The following is a 19,053-nucleotide window of genomic DNA, read 5'->3' on the forward strand; positions in this document are numbered from 1 at the left end:
GCATTGATGGTTCCTTGGGCGGCTATGCCGCTTCACGGCGGAGAAAAAAGATCGAGGCTTCCAGCCATCAGGACTGGCGACTCGGATCGTAACCAGAACGGAGTCGATAGTGAACAGACGGAACTTTGTGCACACGCTCGCGCTTACATCCATGGCCGCGAGTCTGGCTTTGGCGGGTTGCACGACGACCGGAGGCAGTGGCCAGAGCGCCACTACCGACGCCGCCAAACGGCAGGAGATCGACGCGGCCGTGAACGGTGCGCTGTCGAAATTGTTCGATACGGTGCAAGGCTCGCACGAGCTCGTATCGAAGGCGCAGGGCGTGCTGGTGTTTCCTTCGGTGAGGAAGGCGGCGTTCATCGTCGGTGGCGAGTACGGCGAAGGGGCATTGCGCGTCGGCGGAGCGACGGTCGGCTTTTACAGCACCGCCACGGCATCGTTCGGATTGCAGGCCGGCGCGCAGTCGACCGCCGTGTTCTTCCTGTTCATGACGAAAGATTCGCTCGAGAAATTCCGCAACGCGAAGGGCTGGGCGGTGGGCGCCGATGCTACGGTTTCACTGCTGAAAGTCGGAGCTACCGGCACGGTCGATACCTCGTCGGCGACCGCCGCGGTCGTCGCGATGGTCTTGACCAATACGGGCTTGATGGCCGACCTGTCGCTGGCCGGCACCAAGGTTACACCCATGAATCTGTAGCAGGGCGAGGCAAGCAGGGCATTCGATCGTTTGTCATGGCGCTGTCACACGGTGGCGCGTCTATCGCGTGTTGCGCGGTTTCGTTACAGCGAGGCCGCGCGACACGCTACGCGTGCCTTGGCACGGCGACTCGCACCGACGCTGCCTGTAATCTGCACTGACCGTCCTGTTTATTCAATACCGGTAGAAAAGACGAAGCCGAAACAGCGTTCTCGCCGCGGTGCTGCGTTTAGTCATCTGCCTGGCATAATTTTATTTTTTGTGGTCGATGAATGCAAATGATTCGCACTGGAATAGCGGGCGATAAAAGCGTTGACTTGCGTCAAAAATACCTATCGCCGACCAATTAATTAAATTGGAGAATTAGCGTTGGGTATACCCGCTGACTCTGCGATTCGCAATGCATGAAAGCTTTACGGTTGGAAGTTTTCATCTGAAAGCGCTATCTCGCCGGGCTTCACGGGCTAGTGCAAATCCGTCACGGCGCAGGGGAACATTATGGCTCCTACTGCGACGTTGCCAGTTTGCTAACCTTCCTGTGCGTACAAACGGACGGCACGGACACTGCCCCGCCCGGCAAGAATTAACTGCCTAACAAACTCTGTCGCCATTTTCCGATTGATGGCGGACAACGCAGAACACTATTGAGTAGTTTCCCGAGTAAGCGGCATAAATTAAGGTCACCCTTCGGTAAGTGATTCTGGATAGCCTATACTGACTTCCAGCCACCAGACGTGCGAAGTAACGATTGTGAAGTCAATTATGTGGTTCGAAGCCCAAAGATAAAGACATCGCAGTTGTACGGAATCCGTTCGCACTGGACCCGGAGGTGCCAATGATTAATCTGATCGTGTACGGCAGACACCTGGCGATCGGGGTAGCGGGATTTCTCACGGCGCTGCACGCGCAACCGCGCCACATGGGTCAAAGCGTCCCGTCACAGATCGACAATGCGCGCAACGACGGTGCTCCACTATCCGGGCACGACCGTTCCAGACAGATTTCACCCAGGCATCACCGGTTTCAGCGCGCTCGCAGTATCTCCGGCGTGTCGAGCCGACAGAGTACCCGCGATACCCGCGAGCCGCCGTACGCGTTGCCGGCATGGCGGCGCCATGTCGCCGCTTGCGCGTCGTGGCTGCGAGGCGAAGGCGATAGCAGCACGCGGCGCATGCTCGACACGAGAATGCCGCTGTGCGAGACGCTCGAAATGTTGCCGGTTCCGATCGTCACGGTCGATCAGCGGGACCGGATCATCTTCGCGAACGCGCGGGCGGCGCAACTGTTCGGCTACACGAGGGAAGAGCTGATCGGCGCGCCCACCGCCAAGCTGTTTCCGATCGACGGCATCAATGCCGATCGGTCGGGCCCCGGCAATCACGGCGCGAAGATGCAAATCCCCGGCGTCACGACCACGCAGGTTCTGATCGCGCGGCGGCGCGATGGCGGCGGCTTTCACGCGGAGGCGGAAACCACGCGATGCCGCGTGCAAAATCAGGAATTGCGGATCACCGCGATATCGGAATGCAGTGCGTGCGGCGAAGTCGATGGAAATACGAGGGATCTCGCGCATCTCGCGCGCGTTTCTTCATTGGGCGAACTCGCCGGATCGCTCGCGCACGAGTTGAAGCAGCCGCTTACCGCGATCCTGTTCAACGCGCAAGCCGCACGCAAATTCATGGATGCGGAGACGACCAACGTAGTGGAGCTGCGCGAAGCGCTCGAAGACATCGTGGCCGACAATTGCCGCGCGAACGAGGTGCTGCAAAGGATTCGCGCATTGGTGCGCAAAGGCGATGTCCAGTTGCAGTTGCTGGACGTCGGCAACGTCGTGCGCGACATCGCGATCCTCGTGCACAGCGATGCGTTGACGCGCAGCGTGCGCACGAGCTTCGACATTCCGAAGAATCTGGCGCTGATTTGCGGCGACAAGGTTCAGCTTCAGCAGGTGATCCTGAACCTGCTGCTCAACGCTTTCGACGCGGTCAAGGATTGCCCTGCCGCGGACCGCCTCGTCGAAACGACAGCGCGTGAGGAATCGGACGGACTGATACGGATAACGGTAAAAGATCGCGGCCAGGGCCTCGACGTCGACAGCATGGAAAGGATTTTCCGGCCATTTTTCACCACCAAACCGCAGGGACTCGGACTGGGTCTTTCGATCAGCCGCACGATCGTCACGGCGCACCGCGGCCGGCTATGGGCGGAAAACAACGAGGGCAAAGGGGCATCGTTTCACGTCACGCTTCCCGTCGCGACCGATATCCGACAGAGACTCGTGCCCTGATCATCATGAACCAGACCAACACTCGCGTCTTCATCGTCGACGACGACGACAGCGTGCGCAGCGCGCTCGCCCGCTTGCTGCGCGCCTCCGGCTACCAGGTCGAATGCTTCGACAGTCCTGAGGCCTTTCTCGAACGAGCCGATTTGACGAGCATGCCAGCCTGCCTCGTTCTCGATCTGCAGATGCCGGGCATGTCGGGACTCGAAGTGCAGCGCAAGCTCGATCAGCGGCTGCCGATCGTGTTCCTGACCGGGCACGGCGACATCGGCTCGAGCGTCGACGCGATGAAAGGCGGAGCGGTCGACTTTCTGCCCAAGCCGGTGCGCGACTCGCTGTTGCTCGCCGCGTTGGATCGCGCGCTCGCGCGCGCGTGTATGGAAAGCAGGCGGCGCCACGAACGCGAGGAAATAGAAGAGCGGATGCGGCATCTGACCCGCCGCGAACGCGAAGTCATGGAACTCGTCGTGACTGGCCGCCTGAACAAACAGGTTGCGAGCGATCTGGGCGCGGCCGAAAAAACGATCAAGATTCATCGGGCCCGCGTGATGGAGAAGATGAAGGCCCGATCGATCGTCGACCTCGTTCATCTGGTGCGAAAGGGCGGCGTTTGTACGGCCGACGAAGAATAATCGCCCGAACCAGGCGCCGACTCCCGCGTTGCGCGCCGCTTTCAGCGGTGCTGGCCGACACCGCTAGTGGACCAAAGTCTTATATCTCATCGGGGTTTCAACCAGTACGCTAAGGCATCAGTGGTCCACTTTCCGGAGCGACTGCGCGTTCGCGCTGTCATATGGTCAACCCTAACCAATTCGTTGCGGTGGTCGACGATGACCAGTCGGTGTGCCGAGCCATCAAGCGTTTGCTGCATTCCGAAGGTATCAGGGCGGAGACGTTTTGCAGCGGCGACGAGTTCTTGAATGCGCTTGTGGCAATTCCGTCGTATCGGCCAGCCTGCGTGATTCTGGATGTCCAGATGCCGGGAACCAACGGCCTGGAAGTCCAGCGTCAGCTCGCGCAAATGGGCGTGCCGGTCATCGTGATTACCGCCTATGACGATCTCTCCGTCCGCCAGACCGCGCTCGCGGCCGGTGCGGCCGCGTATCTGCGCAAGCCTTTCACCAGCGCGATTCTGTTCAAGGCGGTCGAGGTGGCCATCGGCGGTCCGCCGACACCCTGAACGCGCGTCTTCGCGCCGGATGATATGAGACCAAGGTCCGATTGTCGCCGTTTCTTCGGACCACCAAACTGAACTCAGTCAACGCGTCGAACCGAATGCCGGCTGCGCCGCACCGAACTCGAAACCGGACAGGTTGCGGCGCGTGCGTGCCTTTGCGCGTGCGATGCGCCGCGCGGAGTGCGGCAGCGTTCAAGGATAAAAGCGGGAGCGCACGTGATGAAATCAATTTCGGTTTGTCTCGCGATTCTTCTCGGTACCGCTGCAATGCAGGTGGGCGCGGCGGACTTCGACGGCAGCAAACGGCTGATCTGCGCGACGATCGACGCGCACGCCTGCGATCCGGGCATCGCCTGCACGCGCGCGTTGCCCGCGGATCTCGGTCTGCCGAAATTCCTGACTCTCGATTTCGACAAACGCGCGGTCGTCGGTCCCGCGCGCACGACGCCGATGCTGTCGGTCACCAAGGAGGCGGATCAGCTCCTGATCCTCGGCAATGAGTTGGGCTTTGGCTGGACGCTGGTCGTCGATTCGACGGACGGCGAGATGACGCTGACGATTGCCAACAGAAATGATGCCTTCGTGCTGTTCGGCAATTGCACGCCTTTGTGATCAGACGGAGTGCGCGATGAAAACCGTACCCGTGTCCCTGGCCTCGCCGCGGCCACATTCTCGCGGCGCTCTCCCATTGCTCGCCATCATCGCGGCGCTGACGCTGCTCACGTGGCTCGCGTCGTGCAAGAAGGCACCACCGCCGCCGGTCGTCGCCGCGCCGGAAGTGACCGTGATGACGGTGACGCAGCAGGACACGCCGGTCGACTTCGAATTTACCGCGCAAACGCAGAGTTCGCGTGAAGTCGAGATCCGCTCGCGGGTGGACGGCTTCCTCGACAAGCGCATGTACACCGAAGGCGGGTTGGTCAAGACGGGACAAACGATGTTCCAGATGGACCGTAAGCCATTCGAGGCCGCGCTGCGGACCGCGAAAGGGCAACTGGCCCAGCAGGAGGCGCGTCTCGAAGTCGCCAAGGCCAATCTCGGGCGCGTGCAGCCGCTGGCGGCGCAGAACGCGTTGAGCAAGAAGGATCTCGACGACGCGGTCGGCAACGAGAAGCAGAGCGCCGCCGCGGTGATCGCCGCCCAGGGCGAAGTCGACACCGCACTGCTGAACCTCGGCTACACGACGATCAAGTCTCCGCTGAACGGCCTGTCGAGCTTCGCGCGTCTACAGGATGGCAGCTACGTGACGGCCACCTCGAACGGCTTGCTGACCTACGTGTATCAGCTCGATCCGATGTGGGTGAACTTCAGCATCTCCGAGAACGAAATGCTGAAGTACCGCGACGACATCGCGGCAGGACTATTGAGGTTTCCCGCGGACAACGAATTCGTCGTGCATCTGATTCTCGCCGATGGCTCGCCCTATGCCGAGCAAGGCCAGATCGACTTCGCGAACCCGGCGTTCAATACCGAAACGGGAACCTTCCTCGTGCGCGCGACCTTCGAAAACCCGAAGGGCACGTTGCGCCCCGGCCAGTTCGTGCGGGCCCGCGTTTCCGGCGCGATCCGGCCCCATGCGACGCTCGTGCCGCAGCGCGCGGTGTTGCAGGGCGCGAAGAGCCACTTCGTGTGGGTCGTCGATAGCGACTCGAAGGCGCATCAGCGCGTCGTCGAAGTCGGCGACTGGCAGGGCGATAACTGGTTTGTTTCCGACGGACTCAAGGCGGGCGAGCGCATCGTCGTGGACGGCGCGCAGCGCGTTACCGCGGATTCGCAGCTGAAAATCATCAAAACCCTCGCGGCCGGCGGGAAAAGCCAGGCGGCGGTGGCGACGGCTGCATCGCAAGGCGCCGCGGCAGCGCCCGCCGCCGAGTGACGGGGCAGTCGCCATGAACATTTCGCGCTACTGCATCGATCGGCCGATTTTCGCGTCAGTCATTTCGATCGTCATCACGCTCGGCGGCGCATTGGCCATGTTCTCGCTGCCGATCGCGCAATACCCCGACATCACGCCGCCGCAGATCACGGTGTCCGCCACCTATCCGGGCGCCAGCGCCGAGGTCGTCGCGAACAACGTCGCCGCACCGATCGAGCAGCAGGTCAATGGCGCGGACAACATGATCTACATGAACTCGTCGAGTTCGTCGACCGGCAGTATGACGCTCAACGTGTACTTCCAGATCGGCACGAACCCCGAACTGGCCCAGGTCGACGTGCAGAACCGCGTGAATCTCGCGCTGCCGCAACTGCCGCAATCGGTCCAGGCGCAGGGCATTCAGGTACAGAAAAAGTCGCAGGCGTTCATGATGGTGATCGCGATCTATTCGCCCACCAACCGCTACGATGCGACGTATATCGCGAACTTTACAAACATCTACGTGCTTGACGCGATCAAGCGGATTCCGGGCGCGAACCAGTCGAGTATCTTCGGCACGCCAGACTACGCGATGCGGATCTGGCTGAAGCCCGACCGGATGGCCCAGCTGGGCGTGACGGCCGCCGACGTGCAACGGGTCGTCGCGAACCAGAACCAGCAGTTCGCGGTGGGCAGTATCGGACAGTCGCCGACCAGCGGAGCGGTCCAGCAATCGTTCGCGGTCACGACCACGGGGCGCCTCGCCGAGCCTTCGCAGTTCGACAACATCATCGTGCGCGCCGCGAGCGGCGGCGCGGCGATCGTGCGGCTCAAGGACATCGGCCGCGCCGAGCTCGGCCAGAAAGACTACTCCATTCGCAGCCGCTTCCAGGGCAAGCCGGCCACCGTGCTCGCCGTGTATCAGCAGCCGGGCGCCAACGCGCTCGACGTGGCGAAGCAGGTGCGCACGACACTCGCGGAACTGAAAAAGTCGTTTCCGGAAGGCATGACCTACGAAATCGCGATGGACACGACCGAGTTCACGCGAGCGTCGATCTCGGACGTGATCCATACGTTCTTCGAAGCGCTGGTGCTCGTCGTGATCGTCGTGTTCGTATTCCTGCAAAGCCTTCGCGCGACGCTGATTCCGATCATCGCGGTGCCGGTGTCGATCGTCGGCACCTGCATGTTCATGCTGCCGCTGGGCTTTTCGATCAACATGCTGACCTTGTTCGGCATGGTGCTCGCGATCGGTATCGTCGTCGACGATGCGATCGTCGTGATCGAGAACGTTGAACGCAACATCACGGTGCACAAGCTCTCGCCGAAAGAGGCCTCGAAACGGGCGATGGACGAAGTCGCCGGGCCAGTCGTGGCGATCGTGCTGGTGTTGTGCGCGGTGTTCGTGCCGGTCGCGTTTCTCGGCGGCATCACCGGTCAGATGTACAAGCAGTTCGCGATCACGATTGCGATTTCGGTGGTGCTGTCCGGCATCGTCGCACTGACCTTGTCACCGGCGCTCGCCGCATTGCTGCTGAAAAGCGCGCACCACGAGAAGAAGGGTTTTTTCCGCTGGTTCGACAATCAGTTCGCCCGCATGACGTCGGGCTATTCACGCGCGGTCAAGCTCATCATCAAGCGCTTTGTCATGGGGCTCGTGTTCTTCGCGGCGATGATCGTGCTGGCAGTGCTGATGATGCGCTCGATTCCGTCGGCGTTCCTGCCGCCTGAAGACCAGGGTTATCTGCTCGGCGCGGTCATCATGCCGGACGCGGCTAGCCTCGACCGCACCGGCCAGGTGTCGCAAGTCATCACTGACTATTTCATGAAACAGGAGGCGGTCGGCAGCATCACCACGGTCGATGGTTTCAGCCTGCTCGACAGCCAGAACAAGAACAATGCCGGCACCTTCTTCGTCGGCCTGAAGAGCTTCGACGAACGCTATACGCGCGCCAACCGCGCGACGCAGAACGCGCGCCAGGTGCTGCTCGACGCGTATCGCCACTTCGCGAACGTCCAGGAGGGCATTATTGTGCCGGTCAACCCGCCGTCGATTCCGGGGCTCGGCACGACAGGCGGCACGGAGGTGTGGATTCAGAGCAAGGGGGACGCTTCCATCGCACAGCTCGCGGGCGTGGCCGACCAGTTCGTGCAGAAAGCGCGGGCGCGCAAGGAGCTGACCGGCGTCACGATGACCTTCAATGCGGCGTCGCGGCAACTGCTGGTCGACGTGGATCGCGACAAGTCGGAGACGCTCGGCGTGCCGGTCGAAGACGTCTATAGCTCGATGCAGACGATGTTCGGCTCGCTGTACGTATCGCAGTTCAACCGCTCGAGCCGGCTGTGGCAGGTGATCCTGCAGGCGGACCCGCGGTATCGCCTGAAGCCTACTGATCTCGATCAGATCTTCGTGCGCAGCACGAACGGCACGATGGTGCCGATCAAGTCGGTGGCAAGCTACCGCTTTACGACGGGCCCAGACCTCGTCACGCGATTCAATAATTTCCCGGCCATCAAGGTCACGGCGAATGCCGCGCCGGGCTACAGCTCCGGACAGGTGATCTCGACGCTGGAACAGATCGCCGCGCAGATGCCGGAAGGCTACGACGTGGCATGGAGCGGCGAAGCATTCGAGGAACGGCAGTCGGGCGGCACGTCCGGGCTCGTCTTCGTATTCGGTCTCGTGATGGTGTTCCTGATCCTCGCCGCGCAGTACGAGAAGTGGACGCTGCCGTTCGGCGTGCTGATGGCGGTGCCGTTCGCGCTGTTCGGCGCGTTGCTCGCGATTATGCTGCGCGGCCTGTCCAACGACGTCTACTTCCAGATCGGGCTGACGATGCTGGTCGCGCTCGCCGCGAAGAACGCGATCCTGATCTTCGAGTTCGCGGTGCTCAATCGCGAGACCGGCGCCTCGGTGTTCGACGCGACGATGACTGCGGCGGAAGAACGGCTGCGCCCGATCGTGATGACCTCGCTCGCGTTCATTCTGGGCTGCGTGCCGCTCGCGATCGCGACGGGCGCGTCGGCCAACAGCCGTCATTCGATCGGCACCGGTGTGATCGGCGGCATGTTGGGCGCGACGGCGATCGCCGTATTCTTCATCCCGATGTTCTATTACCTGCTCGAAACCATGTCGTCGCGCTCGAAAGGAGGCAAAAAGCCGACGCCGGGCGTCGAGCCCAGCGGTGGCGCAGGACGCGAACCCTCGGCGGTGCCGGGGCCCGGTGCGTCGAGCGAGGCGCCGTCCGCGCCGCAGGCAGGTGAATGACATGCACGGCACGGCACCGGCGCGTTTGCTCGCATCCGTCATGCTGCTCGCGCTGAGCGGATGCCTGCTAGGCCCCAACTATCAGCGCCCGGCGGTCGACGTGCCGGCCACTTATCGTTTCGCCCAGGGCGAGGCCGCGGGCATCGCCAACGCCGTGTGGTGGGAGCAGTTTCAGGACCCGGTGCTCGATCAGCTGATCGCCGCCGCGCTGCAGGACAATCGCGACGTGAAGATCGCGGCCGCGCGGGTCGACGAGTTTCGCGGGCAGTTCGTGACCACGCGCTCCGGGCTGTTCCCGCAGCTTTCGGCAGGCGCCGACGCGTCGCGTCAACGGGTCTCGCAGGACGAAGGCGTGCCGGTGCCGAAGGGCGTGAGCCCCGTCTACAACCAGTTCGACGCGACGCTGGCGGTGTCCTGGGAACTCGATCTGTTCGGCAAGGTGCGCCGGCAAACCGAGGCGGCACGCGCGAATCTGCTCGCGAGCGAAGAGGGCCGCCGCGCCACGATTCTGACGCTGGTGAGCTCGGTCGCGTCGGCCTACATCAATCTGCGCAGTCTGGACCGGCAGCTAGAGATCGCGAAGGAGACCGTGCAAAGCCGCGCGGAATCGGTGCGCGTGTTCGAGGCGCGCTTCCGCTACGGCGAGGTCTCGCAGATGGAACTCGCGCAAAGCCAGTCGGAGTATCAAGCCGCGCAAGTCACGATTCCGCAGCTCGAAGCGCAGATCGCCCAGCAGGAAGACGCGTTGTCGGTGTTGATCGGCAGGAATCCCGGCGCGATACTGCGCGGCCGTGAGCTGTCGCAGATGGGCACGCCGCCGATTCCCGAGGGGCTGCCGTCCGATCTGCTCGAACGCCGTCCCGACCTGCTGGAGGCCGAGCAGACGCTGGTCGCGCAAAACGCGCTGATCGGGGCGGCGCGCGCGCTGTACTTTCCGTCGATTTCGCTGACCGGGCTGTTCGGTTCGGTCAGCGCGCAGTTCTCGAATCTGTTCACCGGCCCGGCGCGCGTGTGGTCGTTTGCCGGTAGCGTCACGCAGCCGATCTTCACGGCGGGCAACATCACCGGCCAGGTGCACCAGGCCGAAGCGCGCCAGCAGGAATCGCTGTACTCGTACGAGAAGGCGATCCAGGTAGCGTTCCAGGAGGTCGAGGACTCGCTCATCTCCGTGCAGAAGACGCATCAGGCACTCGATGCGCAAAACCTCCAGGTCGAGGCGCTGCACACCTATGCGCACCTCGCGCGGCAGCGCTACGAAGGCGGCTATACGAGCTACATCGAAGTGCTCGATGCGGAGCGCAGCCTGTTCAACGCGCAACTGAACTATGCGCAAACTCAAGGCGCGGTGCTGGCCTCGTACGTCACGCTCTACAAGGCGACGGGCGGTGGCTGGGTGGCCGAGGCGGAAAAACTGACGGCGCCGCCGCCCGCGCAGCAAAACTCGCCGGCGATCGCGCCGGTCTCGCAGAACGCGCCCGCGCCGGCTGGAACGTCGGGTGCAGTGGAGGCGAGATGACGGGCAACGAGCTGATGGCGTGCGAAGAGTGCGACCTGCTTCAGCTCGGCGCGCCGCCCGCCGCCGGCAATGCGTTGCGCTGCCAGCGTTGCCGCGCGGAGCTCAGGCGCGGACGCTCGAACGGGCCGGAGTATGCGCTCGCATTCTCGTGCGCGTCCGCGGTGCTGCTCGTGATTTCGAACGTGTTTCCGATCGTCGGTCTGTCGCTGAACGGCCATGTCGTGCAGACGACGCTCGCGGGTTCGGTGCGCATGCTGTACAGCCACGGCTCGTGGCCGCTCGCCTTGCTGGTCGGCCTTACGACGATCGTCACGCCGGTGCTGCAAACCGCGGCGATGCTGTGGCTGCTGCTGCCGCTGCGCTTCGGGCGCGTGCCGTGGCGGCCGGCCGGGTGCTTTCGTCTGTTTCAGCTCGCGCGGCCGTGGGGCATGACCGAGGTGCTGATCCTCGGCTTGCTGGTCGCGCTCGTCAAGCTCGCGCATATCGCCAAGGTGGTGCCGGGCACTGCGCTGTGGTCGTTCATCGCGCTAATGCTGCTGCTCGCGGCCGCGGCGGCGACGTTCGATCCGCGCGAGGTGTGGGCGCGCATCACGGCAGCGCGTGGCGCGCAGCCATGGCCATTACCGCCGATCCGCGCGCGCCGCGACGCCATCACGGCGTCTGCCTACGGGCTCGTGCTGTGCGAAGAATGCGGCCTGCTGCTCAAGCAGCCCAGCGGCGCGGTCAAGCACGTCTGTCCGCGCTGCAGGGCGCCGTTGCACCAGCGCAAGCCCGCGAGCCTGTCGCGCACGTGGGCGTATCTGGTGGCCGCGATGGTGCTCTACATTCCGGCCAACGTGCTGCCCGTGATGGACACGAGTTCGCTGTTCGGCACGCAGAAGGACACGATCCTGAGCGGCGTGGTGTATCTGTGGGTATCGGGCTCGTGGCCGCTCGCAGTGCTCGTATTTATCGCGAGCATCGTCGTGCCGATGCTGAAGATTCTCGGCATCGGGTATCTCGCGCTGTCGACCCAGCTTCGTTGGCAATGGCTGCCCGGGCAGCGCACGCGGATCTATCGCCTGATCGAGCTGATCGGTCGCTGGTCGATGCTCGACATCTACGTGATCACGATGCTGGTCGCGCTGGTGCAATTCCAGGCGCTGGCGACGATCAAGGCCGGGCCGGCGGCGATCGCGTTCGGCGCGGTCGTCGTGCTGACCTTGCTCGCCGCGATGGCGTTCGATCCGCGCCTGATGTGGGACGCTTTGGAGACCGAACGTGTCCACTCCGACTGAAGAGCCCGAGCTGCCCGCCGCGGAGCCGGTGCCGCGCTCGCGCTGGCGGATGCAACTGGTCTGGCTCGTGCCGATCGTGGCGATACTGATCGGCGGTTGGCTGGCGGTGAAGGCGGTGATGGAGCGCGGCGAGCAGATCAGCATCAGCTTCAAGACCGGCGACGGTCTCGAAGCGGGCAAGACGAAGCTCAAGTTCAAGGACGTCGATATCGGCGTGGTCGAAGCGGTCTCGCTGACGCCGGACCACAAGCGCGTGGTGGCCAAGGCCGAGGTGACGCGCGACGTGTCGGACCTGCTCGTCGACAACACGCGCTTCTGGGTCGTGCGTCCGCGCATTTCGGGCGGTACGGTGTCGGGGCTCGGCACGCTGCTGTCGGGCTCGTATATCGACGTCGACGTCGGCAATTCGCCAAAAGCGCGCCGCAGTTTCGTTGGCCTCGAGGAGCCCCCCGTGATCGCAAGCGACGTGCCGGGGCACGAGTACACGTTGCACGGCACGGAACTCGGCTCGCTCGACGTGGGTACGCCCGTGTTTTTCCGCAGAATTCAGGTGGGCCAGGTCGCGTTGTACCAGTTGGACCCGGACGGCCACGGCGTCACGGTGAAGGTCTTCGTCAACGCGCCGTATGACCGCTTCGTCAGAACCGACACGCGCTTCTGGCACGCCAGCGGTGTCGATATGGCGTTCGACAGCAGCGGCTTGCGCGTCGAAACGCAGTCGATCGTGTCGATCATCATCGGCGGGATCGCGTTCGAATCGCCGCCCGATTCGCGGGTAGAGACGAGCGCCGATACCAGCACCCGGTTCGAGCTGTACACCACGCGCGCCGACGCGATGAAGATGCACGATCGCATCGTTGTCAAATACGTGGTGGACTTCACGGATTCGGTGCGCGGTCTGGCAGTGGGCGCGCCCGTCGATTTCCGCGGCGTCGAGATCGGCGAAGTCACGGCGATCTACACGCGCTTTGACCCGCAGACGCGCCGCTTCAGCATTCCGGTCCAGATCAATATCTATCCGGAGCGGTTCACGTCGCGCTATCAGAACGACGGCGCCGGCGGACACCTCACCGACGACCCGCGCGCTCTCGCGAACTATCTGGTCGAGCACGGCTTCCGCTTCCAGTTGAGAAGCGGCAATCTGCTGACCGGCCAGCAGTATCTCGCGCTCGACTATTTCCCCGACGCGCCGAAGGCGTCGATCGACTGGAGCAAGACGCCGCCCGAAATGCCCGCGATTCCGCGCACGCTGCAATCGCTGCAGGAATCGGTCACGCGACTGCTCGCCAAGATCAACAACATACCGTTCGACGATATCGGCAAAGACGCGCGCTCGACGCTGCGCACCACCAACGCAATGCTCGGGCAGCTCCACACGCAGGTCGTGCCGAAAGCGTTCGACACGCTGCTGTCCGCGCAATCCACGCTCGATTCCGCGAACGCCGCGCTGCAGCCCGACTCGTCGCTGCAGCAATCGACGGAGGACGCAATGCGTGAACTGACCCGCACCGCGGCCTCGCTGCGCACGCTGGCCGACTATCTGGCGCAGCATCCGGAATCGCTCGTGCGCGGCAAGTCCGAGGACAAGAAGCCATGACAGATGCGATGGGCCGCTTCGCGGCCGGCCTGATGCTCGCGCTCGCCGGCGCTCTGCTCGGCGCCTGCAAGTCGCCGGCGACGAACTTCTACACGCTGAGCCCCGACGAGTCGTTGAGCAGCACCGGCGCGAGCCGGCCGATCGCGGCGGTGATCGGTCCGGTCACGATACCCGAGATCGTGGACCGGCCGCAGATCGTCACGCGGATCGCTAACAACGAGGTCGCGGTCAACGAATTCGACCGCTGGGCGCAGCCGCTCGGTGGCGACATCGGCCGCGTGATCGCGGCCGATCTCGGCGCGCTGCTGAACTCGCAGCAGATTTCGGTATTCGATGCGGTACGCGATCCGTCCGTCGTCTGGCGCGTGCGGATCGACGTGATGCGCTTCGAGTCCGTGCCGGGGCGCGACGTCACCGTCGACGTGCTGTGGGCCGTGCGGCCGCCCGGCAAGGTCCGCGCCGTCACCGGCCGCTCGGTCGCGCGCGAGAGCGTGTCCGGTCCCGGATTCGAGCCGATCATCGCCGCCCACGATCGCGCGCTCGCCTCGGTGAGCCGCGATATCGCCGCAGCGGTGCAGGCGAAACCCGATCAATGAGACGTCGCGCTGCGTCACGTCGACACGCGCCGCGCCCGAACCCGTGCGCTGCACCGGGTCGCGCGCATAATAAGACCTTGGTCCGATTGCTAGAGCTCTGGGTCAACTCCACGATTCAATCAATGCACGGCGCGTGCCTCGGCACCGATCGTGACGCGCACCTTTCAGGAGTCTCCCGATGGACGCTGAAACGTTGTTGTCACAAAGCCAGGACATTGCCTCGAAAATCACCCACGTGCTGCAGAAGCGCACGCAAATCGCCCAGCGGCATCTGAACGAACGGGTCACCGAAACGCTGGGGCTCGATCACGATGGCGCGCCGACCGCAAGCGCGATGCCCGCACCGTTCGATCCGCTCAGTGCGTGGCAATACACGGTGGATGCCGCGCAGCGCTCGCTGCTGTTCTGGGACACGCTGTACCGGCGCGGCAACGAGTTCGTCGAACGCAGCGTCAGCGGCCCCACGCCGGTGCTGCATTTCGAGTACGACATGGTGCTGGACGGCCGCAAGTTCGAGCGGCCGGTCAACTATGCGCTGCTGCAACTTCGTCCGCTCGAAGGCGTGGGCGTGGACGTGCGCAAACGTCCGTATCTGATCATCGATCCGCGCGCGGGGCACGGCCCCGGCATTGGCGGCTTCAAGGACGATTCGCAGGCGGGCATCGCGCTGCGCGCGGGCTATCCCGTCTACTTCGTGGTGTTCTTTCGCGACCCCGAGCCCGGTCAGACCCTGCTCGACGTGTGCAACGCCGAGCAGCTATTCGTGCGCAAGGTGCGCGCGCTGCATCCCGACAGTCCGAAGCCCGCGATCATCGGCAATTGCCAGGGCGGCTGGGCGGCCATGATGCTCGCCAGCTCCGACCCCGAGGAGACCGGCCCGATCGTCATCAACGGTGCGCCGATGTCTTACTGGAGCGCGGCCTGGAGCGAAGGCGAGGGCGACAACCCGATGCGTTACGCGGGCGGCATGCTGGGCGGCGCGTGGCTCGCGTCGTACGCGGCGGATCTTGGCAACGGCAAGTTCGACGGCGCGTATCTGGTGGAGAACTTCGAGAACCTGAATCCCGCCAACACGTTCTGGGACAAGTACTACCACCTGTTCTCGAACGTCGATACCGAGCCGCCACGCTTTCTGGAATTCGAGCGCTGGTGGGGCAGCTACTACCTGATGAATCGCGAGGAGATCGAATGGATCACGCGCAACCTGTTCGTCGGCAACAAGCTGTGGTCGGGCGGAGTGACGAACAGCAGCGGCCAGGCTTTCGATCTGCGTGAAATCCGCTCGCCGATCATCCTGTTCGCGTCGATGGGGGACAACATCACGCCGCCTCAACAGGCGTTCAACTGGGTGGCGGACCTGTACGGCAGCACCGAGGAGATCAAGGCGCGCGGCCAGGTGATCGTCGGTCTGACGCACCAGAACATCGGGCATCTGGGCATTTTCGTGTCCGGGAAAGTCGCGAAGAAAGAGCACAAGCAGATCATGTCCGTGCTCGAGACCATCGAAACCTTTCCGCCGGGACTCTACGGCATGACCATCAACGAGGCCAGGAACGCGGCCGGAGAGATCGAATACGAAGTCGAATTTCATGAGCGGCGGCTCGAGGAGATTTCCGCGCATTACAACCGCTTCGGCCGCATCGACGAAAAGCCGTTCGAAGCGGTCGCCGCGGTGTCCAATCTGAATCAGCGCATGTATGAACTGCTCGCGCAGCCGTTCGTACAGGCGATGTCGAACGAAACGAGCGCCCGCCTGCTGCGCCAGTTTCATCCGCTGCGCTGGCAGCGCTGGGCCGTGTCCGCGATGAACCCGTGGCTTGGCTGGCTGCCGGCGACCGCGCAGTCGGTTCGTGAGAATCGCCAGCGGGCCGCCGCCGATAACCCGTGGAGCAAGCTCGAACACAACGGCTCGCAAATGATCAGCGCGTCGCTGGAGTATTACCGCGCGATGCGCGACGCGGCGACCGAGGCCAGCTTCTTCAGCGTGTACGCGAATCTGTATGCGACGTATCTGAGCAAGCCGGCCGCCGATGGCGTGGCCGCGCAAGCCGGCGCGGTCGATCCGCGCGAGCTGCCGTTCGTGCGCACGGCGTTGCAGGCGATCGGCGACGGCGGCTACACGGAGGCGCTCGCGCGCGCGGCCTATCTGTTGTCGCGCAAGGGCGGCTCGTTGCCGCTCGCGCGCCTGGAGATGCGCAAGGAGATCGCCGAAAGTTACGCGGAGTACCTGCCCGACATCAGCCCCGATCACTGGCGGCGGATCCGGGGCGAGCAGGAAATCATCGTCAGCTTCGAACCGGACGAGGCGATAGCCACGCTGCCGAAGCTGCTTTCCCACAGCGAGGACCGCGAGCGCTTTCTACAACTGCTCGACAAGCTGGCGAGCGACGAGCGCGTGTTGAACACCGCGCCCGACGCCGCGCAAAAGGAGGCGTTCGAACGCCTCCGCGCGGTGCTGGATTCGCGCGTGAGCCGCCAGCGCAACGCACGTTTGCCTGACTCCGCTCGCACGTGAGCAACCGGCGCGATGCGCGGCACGACGCAAGCGTGGCGGAATCGTATGCACGGCGCCCGTATGCACGGCGCCCGTGTGCACAGCGCCCGTCAGCATGGCGTGCCACGCGTCACGAATCCAACGCACCGTACACACGAGGAATACGCCGATGGAAAAGCACGCGAAGTATCAACGTCTGATCGATTTCTGCCGGACGCTGCCGGCGATGCCGACAGCGGTCGCGCATCCGTGCGACCACAGTTCGCTGAATGGCGCGGTCGAAGCAGCCGGGATGGGACTGATCGCGCCGCTGCTGGTCGGGCCGCGCGCGCGCATCGAAGCGATTGCCGCCGAACACGGCATCGACATTTCGAACTTCACGATCGTCGATGCGCCGCATAGCCATGCCGCCGCGGCAGCAGCCGTGCAACTGGTGCGCGAAGGCAAGGCGGAGGCCCTGATGAAAGGCAGCCTGCATACGGACGAGCTGATGGCCGAGGTGATTCGCCGTGACACCGGCCTGCGCACCGAGCGGCGCATCAGCCATTGCTTCGTGATGGACGTGCCCGGGTACGAGAACGCGCTGATCATCACCGACGCCGCGATCAACATCTTGCCGACGCTCGAAGAGAAGGTCGACATCCTGCAGAACGCGATCGATCTCGGGCACGCGCTGAAATTTGACGAAGTCCGCGTGGCGATCCTGTCCGCGACCGAGAGCGTCAATCCGAAAATTCCATCGACGGTGGAAGCGGCGGCGCTGTGCAAGATGGTGGACCGCGGGCAGATCACCGGCGGGCTCGTCGACGGTCCGCTCGCACTCGACAATGCGATCAGCATCGAAGCCATGCGCATCAAGCAGATCGAGTCGCGGGTGGCCGGTCGCGCCAATGTATTGATGGTGCCGGACCTCGAGGCGGGCAACATGCTCGCGAAAAGCCTGTCGTTTCTCGCCGGCGCGGACGCGGCGGGCATCGTGCTCGGCGCGCGCGTGCCGATCATTCTGACGAGCCGCGCGGATTCGCTGTCGACGCGTCTCGCGTCGTGCGCGGTCGCCGCGTTGGTGGCCAAGGCACGGCGCGAGGCCGGCAAGGTGGTCGGGTGACGTCATGGCGGATGTGATCCTCGTATTGAACGCAGGTTCGTCGAGCCTCAAGTTCAGCGCCTTCGACGCGCAACAAGCGCAACTCGAGCTCATTTTGCGCGGTCAGATCGAAGCGCTCTACACGAGCCCGCGTTTTCGCGTGACGGACCGCGACGGTAATGCCAGCTCGCACGAATGGGGCGATGGCCATCGGCTCGGCCATCAGGGCGCGATCGAATATCTGGGCGGTTTTTTGCACGACCACGGCGGCGGCAATCAACTGAAGGCGGTCGGGCATCGCGTCGTGCACGGCGGGCAGCGCTTTGCCGGCCCCGTCCTCGCGACCTCCGAGGTGATCGACCAGCTGGACAGCCTGAGCCCGCTCGCGCCGCTGCATCAGCCGCATAACCTGACCCCGATCCGCATCCTCGCGCAGCTGCGTCCCGACCTTCCACAGGTCGCGTGCTTCGACACCACGTTTCATCGCACGCAGACCGAGACCGCGCAGGCCTATGCGCTGCCCCCCTCGATTACCGACCACGGCGTGCGGCGCTACGGTTTTCACGGGCTTTCGTACGAATACATCGCGAGCGTGCTGCCGGAGATCGCGCCGGCCGCGGCGGCGGGGCGCACCGTCGTCGCGCATCTGGGCAACGGCGCGAGCATGTGCGCGATGGTCGCGGGCAAGAGCGTGGCGAGCACGATGGGCTTCACGGCGGTGGAAGGCCTGCCGATGGGCACGCGTTGCGGCAGCCTCGACCCCGGCGTGATGCTCTATCTGCTCGACGAGCTGAAGATGGATACGCAGTCGATCGCGGACCTCATTTACAAGGGCTCGGGGCTGCTCGGCATGTCGGGCATCTCGGGCGACATGCGCGTGCTGCTCGACAGCAACGACCCGCGTGCCCGCTTTGCGATCGACGTCTACACGTACCGCATCGGGCGCGAACTCGGCAGTCTCGCCGCGGCGATGCAAGGTCTCGACGCACTGGTGCTGACGGCCGGCATCGGCGAGCACGCCGTCGCGATCCGCGAGCGCATCGTGCGCGATGCCGCGTGGCTCGGCGCCGAACTCGACGAAGCGGCCAATCGGGCGGGCGGCCCGCTGATCACCCGCGCCTCGAGCAAACTGCCGGTCTGGGTCGTGCCCACCAACGAGGAACTGATGATCGCCAGCCATACGCGCGCTGTCGCCCCATAGAGGAGTT

General features: G+C 64.0%; 14 protein-coding genes. All 14 read left to right on the forward strand.

What is annotated here, in order from left to right:
- Positions 1 to 109: 109 nt before the first annotated feature.
- The 14 genes from OKW28_RS11490 (at position 110) to OKW28_RS11555 (ending at position 19,046) form a co-directional block, all read left to right on the forward strand.
- Positions 110 to 697: a BPSL1445 family SYLF domain-containing lipoprotein gene (locus tag OKW28_RS11490; RefSeq protein WP_429445579.1), complete on the forward strand. Its 588-nt coding sequence runs from the start codon at positions 110 to 112 to the stop codon at positions 695 to 697.
- 835 nt (positions 698 to 1,532) lie between these two features.
- On the forward strand, positions 1,533 to 2,984 hold the full coding sequence (locus OKW28_RS11495; RefSeq protein WP_429445582.1) for a PAS domain-containing sensor histidine kinase: 1,452 nt from the start codon (positions 1,533 to 1,535) through the stop codon (positions 2,982 to 2,984).
- A 5-nt stretch (positions 2,985 to 2,989) separates the two neighbouring features.
- Positions 2,990 to 3,613 (forward strand): response regulator transcription factor, encoded by a 624-nt coding sequence (locus OKW28_RS11500; RefSeq protein WP_429445584.1) that lies wholly within the window; start codon positions 2,990 to 2,992, stop codon positions 3,611 to 3,613.
- A 161-nt stretch (positions 3,614 to 3,774) separates the two neighbouring features.
- Positions 3,775 to 4,161 (forward strand): response regulator transcription factor, encoded by a 387-nt coding sequence (locus OKW28_RS11505; protein WP_429445586.1) that lies wholly within the window; start codon positions 3,775 to 3,777, stop codon positions 4,159 to 4,161.
- Positions 4,162 to 4,377: 216 nt separating this feature from the next.
- Complete coding sequence (locus OKW28_RS11510) at positions 4,378 to 4,770, forward strand: hypothetical protein (protein WP_090808966.1); 393 nt, start codon at positions 4,378 to 4,380, stop codon at positions 4,768 to 4,770.
- Positions 4,771 to 4,786: 16 nt separating this feature from the next.
- Positions 4,787 to 6,034 carry an efflux RND transporter periplasmic adaptor subunit gene (locus OKW28_RS11515; protein WP_429445588.1) on the forward strand — a complete coding sequence of 416 codons (1,248 nt, stop codon included), beginning with the start codon at positions 4,787 to 4,789 and terminating at the stop codon, positions 6,032 to 6,034.
- Positions 6,035 to 6,047: 13 nt separating this feature from the next.
- Positions 6,048 to 9,281, forward strand: coding sequence for an efflux RND transporter permease subunit (locus OKW28_RS11520; protein ID WP_429445590.1), 3,234 nt, complete (start codon positions 6,048 to 6,050; stop codon positions 9,279 to 9,281).
- A gap of 1 nt (position 9,282) precedes the next feature.
- Positions 9,283 to 10,797 (forward strand): efflux transporter outer membrane subunit, encoded by a 1,515-nt coding sequence (locus tag OKW28_RS11525; RefSeq protein ID WP_429445592.1) that lies wholly within the window; start codon positions 9,283 to 9,285, stop codon positions 10,795 to 10,797.
- A complete protein-coding gene (locus tag OKW28_RS11530; protein WP_429445594.1) occupies positions 10,794 to 12,074 on the forward strand; it encodes a paraquat-inducible protein A in 1,281 nt (426 codons plus the stop codon). The genes OKW28_RS11525 and OKW28_RS11530 overlap by 4 nt, the downstream gene beginning before the upstream one ends.
- On the forward strand, positions 12,058 to 13,671 hold the full coding sequence (locus OKW28_RS11535; RefSeq protein ID WP_429445596.1) for an intermembrane transport protein PqiB: 1,614 nt from the start codon (positions 12,058 to 12,060) through the stop codon (positions 13,669 to 13,671). Before OKW28_RS11530 ends, OKW28_RS11535 begins: the two co-directional genes overlap by 17 nt.
- Positions 13,668 to 14,267 carry a PqiC family protein gene (locus tag OKW28_RS11540; protein ID WP_429445598.1) on the forward strand — a complete coding sequence of 200 codons (600 nt, stop codon included), beginning with the start codon at positions 13,668 to 13,670 and terminating at the stop codon, positions 14,265 to 14,267. Before OKW28_RS11535 ends, OKW28_RS11540 begins: the two co-directional genes overlap by 4 nt.
- A 178-nt stretch (positions 14,268 to 14,445) precedes the next feature.
- The gene (locus tag OKW28_RS11545) at positions 14,446 to 16,782 is read left to right on the forward strand and encodes a DUF3141 domain-containing protein (RefSeq protein ID WP_429445600.1); all 2,337 of its coding nucleotides are present in this window, start codon (positions 14,446 to 14,448) and stop codon (positions 16,780 to 16,782) included.
- A 94-nt stretch (positions 16,783 to 16,876) separates the two neighbouring features.
- Positions 16,877 to 17,866, forward strand: coding sequence for a phosphate acetyltransferase (locus OKW28_RS11550; RefSeq protein WP_429446925.1), 990 nt, complete (start codon positions 16,877 to 16,879; stop codon positions 17,864 to 17,866).
- A 4-nt stretch (positions 17,867 to 17,870) separates the two neighbouring features.
- Positions 17,871 to 19,046 carry an acetate/propionate family kinase gene (locus tag OKW28_RS11555; protein WP_429445602.1) on the forward strand — a complete coding sequence of 392 codons (1,176 nt, stop codon included), beginning with the start codon at positions 17,871 to 17,873 and terminating at the stop codon, positions 19,044 to 19,046.
- Positions 19,047 to 19,053 lie beyond the last annotated feature (7 nt).

It is taken from the genome of Paraburkholderia sp. 40, assembly GCF_050434105.1.
In the GTDB taxonomy this organism is placed as follows: Bacteria; Pseudomonadota; Gammaproteobacteria; order Burkholderiales; family Burkholderiaceae; genus Paraburkholderia; species Paraburkholderia tuberum.